We start from the raw sequence: 12,535 nt of genomic DNA, 5'->3' as shown, positions 1-12,535 counted from the left end.
TGCATCACCCTGGCCAGATTGCGACGGCGCATGCCCTGCTGGGTGTCGGGCAGCGCGCGTCCCGGGCGGTCGGCCTCGGCGAGGAGCGCCCAGTCCTGCCTCAGGCGGGCCTTCCGCCCCGGTGGGCACACCGCGTGGTCCGCCCCCTCGGCCGCGTCGAGCACGGCCCGCAGGAGGAGCAGGCGCCGGGTGTCCTGGTCCCGGGTCAGGAGGGCCAGGGTGTCGGGGCCGGCCTCGGTGCGGCCGAGTTCCACGAGGACCCGGTCCGGGACCGTCCGCCCGGTCACGGCGGGCCGCCTTCCCGGCCCGCCGCCGCCCCGTCCGCCGCGTCCGCCGCGTCCGTCGCGTCCGTCGCGTCCGTCGCGTCCGCGGCGAGCCGTGCGGCGACGTGCCGGATGAAGCGCTGGAGGTCGGCGCAGTACACGGACGGGTTGCGGAACCCGTGCCCGGACCGGTAGCGGTGGGCGTACTGGCCGCCCCCGCAGACCGCCAGCAGCGGGCAGGCCCGGCACTGCTCGCAGAGCGACGCCGCGCCCGCCTGCCTGGCCGCCACCGCGGGGTGCCGCAGCGCCTCGTCGAAGGAGTGCCGCAGGACGGTCAGGCCGGTCCGCGCGGCGCCGTCGTAGGCCGACTTCAGCGAGTCCACCTGCTCGATCGACCCGTCGGTCTCCACCACGACGGCGTCGAAGGGGGCGAGCCCGAGGGACTCGGTGGCCGAGGGCAGGCCCAGCAGCAGTGCGACGCACTCCTCGAAGAGGCGCACCCTGGTCTCGCGCCGGCCGGCCGCCCACCAGCGGTCGAAGGCGGCGCAGAGCCACTCACCGTGCCGGCCGCCCGCCCAGTGCGGCGGCGGGGCGGACCAGTTGCCGTGCGGCAGCAGGAAGTCCACCGCGGGCGGCCGCAGTTCGAGGAGGGACTCGTAGGTCTCCACCGGGTCCAGCGTGGCGTCGACGACGGTGAGGACGCCGAGGTACGCCTCGGGGGCCCGGGCGGCCACCAGCAGGGCCCCGCGCGAGGCGGCGGGCCAGGACGGGCGGCCGGCGTGGTCCACACGGCGGGCGTTGTGCGCGGCCAGGCCGCCGTCGAGGCTGACGCCGATCCGGATGCCGGCGTCGGCCAGGACGGCCACGCGCCGCGGGGTGAGCAGCGTGGCGTTGGTCTGGACGACGGCGTGGACCGTGCAGTGGGCCGGGACCCGTTCGCGCACCAGTGCGGTGAAGCGGGCCAGCGTCCCGGCGCCCGCGAGCAGGGGCTCGCCGCCGTGCAGGACGAGCGAGACGTCCTCGAGGCCGTGGTCGCGGGCGTGTTCGGCGATGCGGGTCGCCGTGCGGTCGAGGACCTCGGGCGGGACGGAGGCGGGGCGGGAGCGCCAGCTGCGGTCGGGGCCCTCGTAGACGTAGCAGTAGGTGCAGGCGAGGTTGCAGCGGCTGTGCGTCTTCACGACGAACTGGCGGAAGGCATGCCCAGACGTTCCAGACACTCCAGCACCCCCATGCCGTAGGGCCCGCCCGCTGCCGCGCTCTCACGCGAGGGCCGTGCGCCGCACAGAGCGCATTCCCGGGCCGCGCCCGGGCACAAACGCGGCCGGACCGAACTTGTCCGAGTCACGTGCAGGAGACACCGGAATCCGCCCGGAATCCGCCCGTGGTCGGCCGGGACCCGCCCCTGGGCGGCCGGGAGCGGCCCGTGGGCCACCCGTGAGCGGCCGGGGAGGCGTCGGCGGCCGGGAGCGCGGCCGTGCGTTCACAGCGCGGAGGCGAACCCCCACAGCGGCTCGCTCGACCGGCCCGAGCGGTCGCGCAGCTCCGCCACCACCTCACGCAGCACGGGGTGCCCGATGGTCGCCAGCTCGGCCAGGCCCAGCCCCAGCAGATCCGGCAGCGGCTCCCCCGCGCCAGGGCTCTCCGGCGCCGCCGTCACCCCCGTGACACCGTCCCGTACGGTCATGTCCCGCCCCTCTCGGCTCTGCACCGGTTCACGTCACCCGCTCCAGCCGGGCCAGTCGCTCCGCCGTCTCGGCCGGCGTCGGCCCTTCGGCGACCAGGCCGCCCTCGGGCAGCCGGGCCCACTCGCCGCGGGCCACCCGGTAGGCCTCCCGCGCCGCCCGCGGGCGCGCGGCCGCCTCATAGGACCTACCCCGCCAGTGGTGCGCCTGCGCGCCCAGTTCGACGGCCTCCTGCCGCCGGCGATCGGTTTCGGCCACCTGCTCCGCCTCCCGCGCGGCCTCCGCCGCGTCCCGGAACGCGTCCACCGCGAGGTCCAGGCGGGCCGGGCGGCGCAGACTGCGGTAGGCCTCGTACTGGACCTGCCCGAGGTCCAGCCGGCAGCGGGCGGCCAGCAGCGGATCCTCCGCGTCCGCGGCGGCGAGGCCGAAGAGGTGCTCGGCCTCGCGCAGGTCGACGCGGTCCCCGCGCAGCCGGTAGCGGAGCATCAGCGCCCGGCCGAGCAGCAGCAGCCGGTGGGCGACCCGGCGGCTGCCCGCCGGGGTCTCCATCCGGCAGTCCCGCAGGACCCTGATCGCCCGCGACAGCATGCCCTGGGCGCGCGCGTACGGCAGGGCGGCCAACCGCAGCAGCGCCTCGCCCCACTCGGCGAGGACGTCCGCGTGCGCGGGCGCGTCGCGGGACATGCGCTGCGCGGCCTGCTCGAACCGGTCTGCGGCCGTCTCCAGGTCCACCGGCTCGCCCGACTCGGCGTAGCGGGCCACCGCGATCCGTCCGGCCCGTGCCAGCACGGCCGCGCGCTGGCCCTGTTCGCGCGCCAGGGCGAGGGCCTCGTCCACCCGGGCCTGGGCGTCGTGCAGCGGGCCGCCCGCCTGTAGCAGGGCGTCCACCAGGTCGAGCAGGATCCGCACGCGCGCGCGTGCGGACTCGGCGTCGCGGGGCTCCGGGCCGGTGTCCAGGGCGTTGCGCAGCGACTGCGCGCCCTGCTCGGCGTAGAGCCGTGCCTGGCCGGGATCGGCGGTCGCGCCGGACAGCCGCAGCAGGATCCGGCCGTGCTCCAGGGGCAGTTCGGGCGGCCGCTGCCGGCGGTCGGGCCAGACGTCGGCGAAGGCCTCCAGCATCCCGACCGCGCCCTGGAGCAGGGCGCTGTCGCCGCCGAGGCGCCACTGCGCCTCCAGGGCGCGCACCCGCTCCAGGGTGAGCTTCAGCGCCTGGTTCTCGTCGAGGCCGGGGGCCGCGCAGGCGACGGCGTACTCGCGGTCGGCGCGGCGCAGCAGGTCCAGGGCGCCGGCCGGGTCGCCGCGCCGCCTGCGGTCGGTGGCGGCCGCGTGCAGCACCCGGGCCAGCACGGCGCGTTCGTGCAGCCGGCGCGGATGCGCGGCGGCCCGTTCCGCGGCCGCCTCGGCCTCCTGGAGCAGGTCGTCGCCGCCCTGCACCTCCCACAGACGCAGCGTGCAGTGCGCGTACTCGGCCCACAGCTCGGGGTCCGCGCCGGCCGGCCGCTCGCGTTCGGCGGCGCCGCGCAGCAGCTGCACCGCGTCGATGACGTCCTGGATCATGCCCTCGCCGTCGAAGCGTTCGATGAGCGCGCGGGCGCGCCGGACCGCCTGGTGGGTCGGCCGGTCCAGGTCCTGGTCCGGGCCGGTCCGGCCGCCCGGGCTCTCGAACTGCTCGGGCAGCGGCATGAACCGGCGCAGGACCCGCGCGGCGACCTCGGCGAAGGGCTGGGGCACGGGGGCCTCGTCGCCCGCGACCCCGTGGTCGGCGTGGTCCGGGTGGTCGGCGGGCCGGGCGGCGGGCGTGTACGGGCGGCCCGCGCCCCCGTCGCCGAGCTGGGCCAGGGCGAGGGCGGGGAAGTTGGGGCCGCCCTTGCCGAAGCGCTGCTCTATGTACTCCGAGCAGTGCTTGAGGACGAGCATGGCCTCGTCGCGGCCGAGCCGGGACAGCAGGGCGTCCCGGATGTCCGGCTCGATGCCGTACCACTGGGCGCCGCCGTCGGCGTGGTCCTCGGACGCCCGCGTGAGCAGACCGCCGACCAGCACCTCCGCGAGTTCGGAGGGGCCGGAGTCGGGGAGCATCGTGCGCTGGACGAGCTGCATCACCGGCAGGCACAGCGGTGCGGCGGCGAGCTGGACGGCGAGGCGTCCGGCGGCCGGGGAGGCGCTGGAGCTGAACCTGCTGACCCGTTCGAAGGGCGTGCGCCGGCGGTCCGCCCGCGAGGCCGGCGCGGGCTCGTGGTCGGCCCGCACCCAGCCGACGGCGCCGGGCACGGGCCCGCCGCCCGCCAGCAGTCCGGCCCAGGCGCCGAGGGCCACCGGCTCGGGCGGCAGCACCGGCACGGGCAGCGCTCCCCCGTGGGCCTCCGCCGGCCGGCCGGCCGGGGTGCGCACGCGCAGGGCGGCGGCCGTGCGCAGCGTCTCGCCCCGGCTCAACTCGCCGAACATCACGGGCAGCCGGGTGCGGTTCCACAGACGCTGCGGCAGCGGCTGGAGCACCGCGACCGGACCCTGGCGGGAGAGGTGGTGCAGCAGGCGGTGCGCGTGGCCGCTGTGCCACAGGGGGCCCGCGCAGTCGCTGACGACCAGGACGATCCGGCGGCCGGTGGGGTCGCTGAGCCGGTCCGTGGAGTGCAGCGGCGCCGCGTAGACGTCGGGACTGCGGCTGACGGCGGCCTCGCCGTCCGGGCCTTGGTGCAGATGACTGACCCGGATGTCGGAGAACGCGCCCAACTGCCCGAAGACCTGTTGCAGTTCGACGAAGAGCCGGTCCCACACGCGCATCGACGAGGAGGCGTCCAGCACCAGTTGCAGCCGGGCGTCGCGCCGGGTGACGGCACGGTGGACGGGCAGGATCAGCCCGCCCGCCTGCGCGCTGCGCTCCGCCGTGGCCGTCTCGTCGAGCCTCGTGCGCAGGGGCGGTGCGGGGCTGCGATAGCGCTGCAACCGCCGCAGGGCGCGCTGGAGTTCGAGCAGCGAGGGCAGCGCGGGGGCGGCGGGCACGCCGACCGGGAGCGCGGTGGCGCGGCCCGCGCCCCGACCGCGCGGCACCCCGTCCTGCGGCACCGGGTACAGGCTGACCCGCCCGTCGGGGGTCACGTCCTGCGGCGGCCGGGGCGGGCGTTCGGGCCGCTCTCCGCGCGGCGGCGCGGTCACGTTGCGGCCGAGCGGCCGGTCCTGGCGCGGCGGGCGGCGTCCGTCGGGCCCGGACGGCGTCGCGTCGGCGTCCGCGGCGTCCGCCGGCCGGGCCCACCGGGCCAGCCACAGCGCGTCGCACAACTGCGTGACGTCGGGGTCGAGTCCCACGCCGCGCAGTCGCGCGACGAGCTCGGCGAGCGGGTCGCCGTCGTACGCCGGCCGGTTCGCGGCGTCGGGACGGCCCCCGTCGGGCGGGACGGGACCGTGGCGGGCCGCTGCGTCGGGCATCAGGCCCTCACCTCGGGCGGTCGAGTCGCTGGATGAGCAGGTCGGCCAGGCGGTCACGGCTGGGCGGCGCGGCCGCGTCGGTGAGGTAGATCGCGTTCAACAGCTGGTCCGCGGCGAGCAGTTCGCTGCGCGAGCGCTCCAGGAACCGGGTGATCAGGTCGTCCCCCGCGCGCGCCGCCTCGTCGCCGAGATGGGCGCGGACGAAGGTGGCGAGCCGGTTGTGGTCGGGGCGCCCCAGCTCCAGGTGGACGCAGCGGCGCATCAGCGGGGCCGGGAAGTCGCGCTCGCCGTTGCTGGTGAGCACCACGAACGGGAAGGCCCGGCAGCGCACCCGGCCGTCGCGGATGCGGACCTTCACGCCGTCGGCGGTCAGCACCTCCGCCTCGCCGTCCGGCAGCCGGTCGGCGACGCGTTCCAGCTCGGGGATCGCGAACTCGCCCTCCTCCAGGACGTTCAGCAGGTCGTTGGGCAGGTCGATGTCGCTCTTGTCGAGCTCGTCGATGAGCAGCACGCGCGGGGTGTCGGAGGGCAGCAGCGCGGTGCCCAGCGGGCCCAGCCGCAGGTAGCTGCCGATGCCCTCGACCGCGCCCGGCGAGCCGGCCGCCGACCCGAAACCGCCCTGGGCGGCGATCTGGACGTCCTGGAGCCTGGCGATGGCGTCGTAGTGGTAGAGCCCGTCCTGGAGTGCGGAGCGGCTGACGATGGACCAGCGCAGCACGTTGCCGAGGCCGAGTTCGTAGGCCACCGAGTGCGCGAGGGTGCTCTTGCCCGCGCCGGGGCTGCCCGTGACGAGCAGCGGGCGGCGCAGATAGAGCGCCGCGTTGATCATCTCCAGCTCCTCGGCGCCGGGCCGGTGCAGTTCCGCGAGATGCCGGTGCGCGCCGAGCCTGCGGTCCTCGGAGCCGTCGCCGGAGCCGGCGGCCTCCCGGCTGGTGAAGTCCCGCCAGGGGGGCGGGGAGGGCAGTCGCTCGATCCCGTCGTGCGGTTCGCCGGCGCCTCGGTAGATGAGCCACTCGCTGGATTCGGTCATGATCCGGTCCTCGTCACTCGTCCACCGCCACGGCCGTCCGAACGTGCATCACGTTATCCATCCTGAGGGTGCCTGGTAAGGGGCCGACGAGCCCCGCGGGCGGCCTCTTTCACGGGGCCTCCAGCAGGTCACCGGCGCCCGGGAGGGGCTGATGGGGGTCGTCGTACAGCAGAGCCACGCCGTCGGCCCAGAAGGACTCCGTGCGGCCCGCGCGCAGGCGGATCCGGAGGTCGTGCACGGCCTCGGGGAGATACTGCGCGCTGGACGGTTCGGCGATCTCGTCGATCGTGCCGCGGTGGAACTCCCCGCACACGGCGTCGGGCCGTCCGTGCCGGCGCCGCCACAGGGCCACCCCGTAGCCGCCCAGGACGATCCGGGCGAGCGCCTCCGCGTCGTCCTCGTAGCGGAGGTCGCCGTACCGGCAGAGCACGGGCACGGTGCCGTGCGCCAGGGCGCGCAACTGCTCCACCGAGGGGACGGGTTTGCGCAACCCCTCGTCGCAGTCGAGGACTTCGGCCCGCGCGCGGTGCGCGTGCAGCCAGCGCCAGCGGGCCCGGCGCTCCGCCTCCAGGTCGTCCCGGTCCTCCTCCGGGTGGTCCTGGTCGTCCAGGTGGTCGAGGTCGTCCAGGGCGTCGAGGTCGTCCGGGCGTTCCCCGTCGCCCGGGCCGGCCGGGCCGCCCGGATCGTCGAGGTCGTCCCACGACGACGGTGTTCCCGGCCCGTCTCCCCCGCGGCCGGGGCCGGGGGGCTCGTGCCCGGGAAGCTCCTGGCCGGGGCCGTCCGCGCGGTACGCGCCGGACGCCTCCCCCGGCAGCCGGTCGCGGTCGGCGCAGCGCACCACGACCGGCCGCAGCGCGCCCAACGGCTCGGCGTCGGGCGGGAGGTGCCAGGCGTCCACCTCCAGGCCCAGCAGCGCGTGGGGCAGCGCCACCTGCAACAGTGCGGGGCGGCCCGGCTCGTCGCAGTGGCGGAAGGCCTCCGTCAGCGGGGCGGCCAGGTGCGCGGGCAGGTCGGCGAGCGGGGTGCGCTCGGCCTCGTGCAGCCGGACCGTCTCGCCGCCCGGGCCGGTCACCGAGACCGACCAGTCGCAGCGGTCGGGCTCCCAGCCGCGCCGCACCAGTTCGAGCAGCGCGGACGGCCGGGCCGCCCCGGGCACGGCACGCACGCGTGCCCCGGGCGCCGTCCGCCGCCGCGGCACGCGCGGGCCGGTCCTCACGACGGCGTCGGGCGACGGGCGCGCCGGGCGGGACCCGTCGAAGACCGCGGCAGGGCTGTCGAGGACCGCGCCGGGCCCGTCCGCCCAGGCGCCGCTGCCGTCGCGGCCGACCCGCCGCCGGGCCTCCTCCCGCCTGCGCAGCCGCTCCATCCGCTGCTCGGCGAGACCGGAGCGGTAGCGGGCGCTGAGCCGCTGCGCGGCCTGCCACACCCACACCCACAGGGCCTTCTCGGCGTCGGACGTGCTCGGCACCACGAAGGGGCGCGGGGCGGACATCGCGCGCATCGCGTAGTCGAGCACGAGCTCCAGCGCCCCGTCGTCGGCGGCGCTCTCGTACAGCGCCCCGAGGCCGTCGCGCCAGGCGCGCGGCGCGGGCAGCGGGGTGGAGGCCTGGAAGTCGGGGAGGGAGTCGAGGATGTCCAGCAGACCGCGGGTGCTCTGCGGCGGCGGCAGCTCGGCGAGCCGGCCGAGCAGCTGGATCCGCTCGTCCGGGCTGAGCGTGCGGCCCGGCCGGGCGCCGAGCCGGCCCTGGACGTCGGTCCACGTCTGGCGCCGGGACGCCGGGTGGCGCTGCCGGTCGCGGTGGTAGCGGTCGTGGGCGTGGAAGACCGCCTGGTAGACGTCGCTGTGCTCGGCCGTCGCCCGCTCCGCGGGGACCCGCAGGGTGCGCAGTTGCTCGATCCCGGTGGAGGTGCCGCCGGGGCGGTGGTCCGAGCGCGCCTTGAGCACGCCGATCACCTCGCCGCGCACGGGGTCGATCACCGGGCCGCCCGAGACCCCGTACGGCAGGTCGTTGTCGCCGAGGCGCATCTGCACGTCCGAGGACCAGCCGCCGATGGTGCCCTGCACCGTGAGCGTTCCGTCCATGACCTGGAGGCGGCCCTCGTTCTCCGTCCAGCCCGCGTACAGCACCCGGCCCTCGCCGTAGTAGGCCGCCGGGCGTTCGGAGACGTAGACGCACTCGTGGTCGGCGACGGGCGACGTCAGCTGGACCAGGGCGAGGTCCGGGGCCGGCCAGTTGCCGGCGGACGCGGGGCGTCCCGGGCCGTCGGCGAGGTCGGGAAGCGTCGCCACCACCCTGCCGGGGGCCGTCGACACGCCACGGCCCGGCGCTGTCTCATACACCACCGCGACCTCGCCCCCCTCCCCGCCGCAGGCCACATGTGCGCAGGTCAGAACCCAGTTCGGGGCGACGAAGAAGCCGCTCCCGAGGAACGTTGCGGGCTCCTCCAGGGCATACCCGACGCCCGGGCGATGAATGCGCACGGTCGCCGCCACGACGAGTCCACGCAGCGCACGGCGGGCCGCATCGAAGGCGTTCGATGCGCCCGGGGCGTGCCCGCCGCTCACGCCCCGCCCCCGCCGACGGGACCGTCGCCGCCCCCGTGCATCGGCGCGCCGGGAGACGCCCCCGCGCGCGGGGCCCCGTCCGGGCCTGCCGGCGCGCCGTCCCCCGCGCCGCCTGCCGTGCCGTCTCCCGCGCGGGCGTCCGCGCCGGGGGCCGCGACCGGCGCGTGGGGCGGCCGCGGCGGGTGCGGCGGAAGGGGCACGTGCCGCGCACCCGGTGCGGGGCCGGTTCCGGGGGCCGGGACGGGGACGGGCCCGTGACCGGGCGGCGCGTCGGCACGCGCGTGTGCCCCCGCGGCCGGGGCGGTCGCGTCGTCGGGCGAGGGCGCCCCCGTGACAGCGGGGGTCCCCGTGACCGTGGGGGTCCCCGTGGCAGCGGAGGTCCCCGTGACCGTGGGGGTCCCCGTGGTGGCGGAGGTCCCCGTGGCCGGGGGCGGCGCGTCGAGATCCGGTGGCCCGCCGTTCCAGGTGAGCGTGACGGTGATGCCCGCCTTGGCCTCGCCGTCGGCGAGCAGGCCGACGACCTTGCCGGCCTTGGCGGTCAGCTCGATCCCGAACTCGACGCTCACCTCGTCGGGCCGCACCGCGCGCAGCGGCTCCGCCAGCGACCGTGCGACCCCCGTGACGAGCGCGTGCAGGCTCTCGACGCTCGCCTCCACCCGCTCGGCGAACCCGGTGTCGCTGTACGACAGCCGCCCCGGCGGCGCGGACAGTTCGCCGACCCCCGAGATCCGGGCCCATACGGGCGTCCCGTCCGGCAGCGCGATGCGCGCCACCCGTGTCACGTCCTCACCGCTCATGGCACTCCCCCGCTTCCCCTGTCCCCCTGCGCCTATCCTTTTGCTGTCCCCTCCGCACCGGAGAGCGACCCTTTCCTCCCCTCACAGGAACAAGGGTCCTTCCCCCGAGGGGGGATCCCTATCCCTGCGACCCACCCACGGAGCACGATCCATGTACTTCACCGATCGCGGAATCGAGGAACTCGAGAAGCGGCGCGGCGAGGAGGAGGTCACCTTCGAGTGGCTCGCCGAGCAGTTGCGGACCTTCGTCGACCTGAACCCGGACTTCGAGGTGCCGGTGGAGCGCCTGGCGACGTGGCTGGCGCGGCTGGACGACGACGAGGACGACGCGTAGCCGACGAGCGGTCGCGAGCACGACGAACGGGCGACGGGCCTGGGCTGCCCGGGCGGCCGTGCGGGAAGAGGGGCGTCGAGAGGCGCCCCTCTTCGCGTTCCCGCGTTCCCGCGTCCCCGCGTTGCGGGCCCGGGTGTCACCTGTACGGGCGGCTTGACTTTCGACTTCCGCGATATATCGTGTTTTTCGGGAGACGCGATATGGCGTGTCGTGTCACCACCGTGGAGGAGGTCCGCACCATGTCCGAGTGGTCCGTCGCCGAGCCGAGCAAGCTCACCTTCGACGAGCCCGTGCGCGAACTGCACGTGCGCATCGTCGACGGCACCGTGAACGTGGTGGGCACCGAAGAGGGAACGGCCCGTCTGGAGGTGTCCCGGATCGAGGGGCCTCCCCTGGTGGTGAGCCACCAGGGCGGGAACCTGACGGTGGCCTACGAGGACCTGCCCTGGAAGGGCTTCCTCAAGTGGCTCGACCGCAAGGGCTGGCGGCGCAGCGCCGTCGTCTCGCTCGCCGTCCCGGCCGGCACCCGCGTGGAGGTGGGGGTGGTGAGCGCCGGGGCCGTGGTCTCGGGCATCGACGGCCCGGCCGAGGTGAGAGGCGTCAACGGCGACACGACCCTGGTGGGGCTCGCCGGGCCGGTGCGCGCGGACACCGTCTCGGGGAGCGTGGACGCCCAGGCCCTCAGCGGCGACCTGCGCTTCAACTCCGTCTCCGGCGACCTGACGGTGGTCGAGGCCGGCTCCTCGGTGAAGGCCGACTCCGTCAGCGGGTCGATGATCGTCGACCTGGACCCGACCAGCCGGCCCACGCGCATCGACCTGACCAGCGTCTCGGGCGAGATCGCCATCCGGCTGCCCCACCCGGCGGACGCCGAGGTGGAGGCGAACACCGCGAGCGGCTCGGTCTCCAACGCCTTCGAGGATCTGCGGGTCAGCGGCCAGTGGGGCGCCAAGCGCATCACCGGCCGGCTGGGCGCGGGCAACGGCCGGCTGAAGGCCACCACGGTCTCCGGCTCGATCGCCCTGCTGCGCAGGCCCGCCGCGGACGAGCCGCACACCGACGCGCACGACGACGGGCGGACCCCGCACCCCGGCTCGCGGGACAACGCCGATCGCGGCCCGGACGGTGAGAACGTCCCCGGCGACCGGGCCGACGGCACGACCGACAAGAAGGTGCTCTGAGATGCCTCCCGTCTTCGCCCATGGCCGCCTGCGCCTGTACCTGCTCAAACTGCTGGACGAGGCGCCGCGCCACGGCTACGAGGTGATCCGCCTGCTGGAGGAGCGCTTCCAGGGGCTGTACGCGCCGTCGGCCGGGACCGTGTACCCCCGGCTGGCCAAGCTGGAGGCCGAGGGCCTGGTCACCCACACCACCGAGGGCGGCCGCAAGGTGTACGCCATCACCGACGCGGGCCGGGCCGAACTGGCCGACCGCAGCGGCGAACTGGCGGACCTGGAGCTGGAGATCCGTGAGTCGGTCGCCGAGCTGGCCGCGGAGATCAGGGCCGATGTGCGCGGCGCGGCGGGCGATCTGCGGCGCGAGATGCGGGCGGCGGCCTCGCAGGCGCGCAGAGGCACGGGCACGGGTGAGGGTGCGGGCTCCGCGGATCACGGCGAGCCCGGGGAGCCCGGCGAATACGGCGAGTTCGGGGACCGGGAGGCGTGGCGGGCCGCCAAGGAGGAGATGCGCCGCGTCAAGCAGGAGTGGAAGGAGCAGGCGCGCCGGGCGAAGGACGAGAGCCGCCGGGCCCGCGAGGAGGCCCAGCGGGCGCGCCGTCAGGCCAAGGAGGCTCAGGACCGGGCCCGGTCCCAGGCCCAGGAGGAGGTCCAGCGCATAGCGCGCCGGGTGCAGGAACAGGTCCAGGACCACTTCGCGCGGGGCGACTGGCCGACGGGCGTCCGCGAGGGCCTGACGGAACTCGCCAAGGAGTTCGGGGAGTTCGGCAAGGACTTCGGACGGGAGTACGGCAGGGACTTCGGCTTCGGCCGCCCCGCCTCCACCGGCCCGGCCTCACCGGATCAGACCCCTCCGCCCGGGCAGGCTCCCTCGTCGGAGGCCGCTTCGTCCGCGAAGCCTGCCGGATCCACGGACACAGCGGCCGGCCCGGATCCGGCGTTCTCCACCACCCCGGAGTACTCCCGGACCCCGGAGGACTTCCCCGCCGCGTACGAACCGGCCTGGGCGCACGAGGACTTCAGCGGCGATCCCGCCCGGGACCTGGACCGCCTCCTCGACCGCTTCCGCGACGACATCCGCGACGCGGCGCGCGACCACGGCGTCACCGGCGAACAACTCCGCGAGGCGCGCCGTCATCTGTCGACGGCGGCAGCCCACATCGGCGTGGTGCTCCGCGACCCCAAGCCCTGACCGGGGGCGGGAAGGGGAGCGGAAGCGGGAAAGGGAGCGGAAGCCGGAGCCGGGCCCCCGCCGCCCCCTCCGCGCC

The 12,535-nt window shown here is 76.3% G+C and carries 9 protein-coding genes and 1 pseudogene; 3 read left to right on the top strand and 7 right to left on the bottom strand.

Features of this window, described 5'->3' with window-relative positions; translation table 11 throughout:
- The 7 genes and pseudogenes from KMS84_RS34855 to KMS84_RS43510 form a co-directional block, all read right to left on the bottom strand.
- Positions 1–287 (bottom strand): annotated as a pseudogene (locus KMS84_RS34855) (hypothetical protein); the annotation flags it as partial.
- Positions 284–1,480, bottom strand: a complete 1,197-nt coding sequence (locus KMS84_RS34850) for an FxsB family cyclophane-forming radical SAM/SPASM peptide maturase (protein ID WP_256920541.1) — start codon at positions 1,478–1,480, stop codon at positions 284–286. The gene KMS84_RS34850 and the pseudogene KMS84_RS34855, both read right to left, overlap by 4 nt.
- A 263-nt stretch (positions 1,481–1,743) precedes the next feature.
- Positions 1,744–1,947 (bottom strand): FxSxx-COOH cyclophane-containing RiPP peptide, encoded by a 204-nt coding sequence (gene fxsA, locus KMS84_RS34845; RefSeq protein ID WP_256920540.1) that lies wholly within the window; start codon positions 1,945–1,947, stop codon positions 1,744–1,746.
- Between the two features lie 28 nt (positions 1,948–1,975).
- On the bottom strand, positions 1,976–5,365 hold the full coding sequence (locus tag KMS84_RS34840) for an SAV_2336 N-terminal domain-related protein (protein ID WP_256920539.1): 3,390 nt from the start codon (positions 5,363–5,365) through the stop codon (positions 1,976–1,978).
- Between the two features lie 7 nt (positions 5,366–5,372).
- The gene (locus tag KMS84_RS34835; protein ID WP_256920538.1) at positions 5,373–6,395 is read right to left on the bottom strand and encodes an AAA family ATPase; all 1,023 of its coding nucleotides are present in this window, start codon (positions 6,393–6,395) and stop codon (positions 5,373–5,375) included.
- Between the two features lie 109 nt (positions 6,396–6,504).
- Complete coding sequence (locus KMS84_RS34830; RefSeq protein WP_256920537.1) at positions 6,505–8,961, bottom strand: VMAP-C domain-containing protein; 2,457 nt, start codon at positions 8,959–8,961, stop codon at positions 6,505–6,507.
- A complete protein-coding gene (locus KMS84_RS43510; RefSeq protein ID WP_256920536.1) occupies positions 8,958–9,758 on the bottom strand; it encodes a CU044_2847 family protein in 801 nt (266 codons plus the stop codon). The genes KMS84_RS34830 and KMS84_RS43510 overlap by 4 nt, the downstream gene beginning before the upstream one ends.
- A gap of 151 nt (positions 9,759–9,909) precedes the next feature.
- Between KMS84_RS43510 and KMS84_RS34820 the strand changes: the two genes are divergently transcribed.
- From KMS84_RS34820 to KMS84_RS34810, 3 genes are all read left to right on the top strand, one after another.
- Complete coding sequence (locus KMS84_RS34820) at positions 9,910–10,092, top strand: DUF6104 family protein (RefSeq protein ID WP_256920535.1); 183 nt, start codon at positions 9,910–9,912, stop codon at positions 10,090–10,092.
- 239 nt (positions 10,093–10,331) lie between these two features.
- Complete coding sequence (locus KMS84_RS34815; protein WP_256920534.1) at positions 10,332–11,273, top strand: DUF4097 family beta strand repeat-containing protein; 942 nt, start codon at positions 10,332–10,334, stop codon at positions 11,271–11,273.
- Between the two features lies 1 nt (position 11,274).
- On the top strand, positions 11,275–12,459 hold the full coding sequence (locus tag KMS84_RS34810) for a helix-turn-helix transcriptional regulator (protein WP_256920533.1): 1,185 nt from the start codon (positions 11,275–11,277) through the stop codon (positions 12,457–12,459).
- Positions 12,460–12,535 lie beyond the last annotated feature (76 nt).

Source organism: Streptomyces hilarionis (genome assembly GCF_024539675.1).
GTDB lineage: Bacteria > Actinomycetota > Actinomycetes > Streptomycetales > Streptomycetaceae > Streptomyces > Streptomyces hilarionis.
This window is presented reverse-complemented; position numbering and strand designations above follow the sequence as displayed.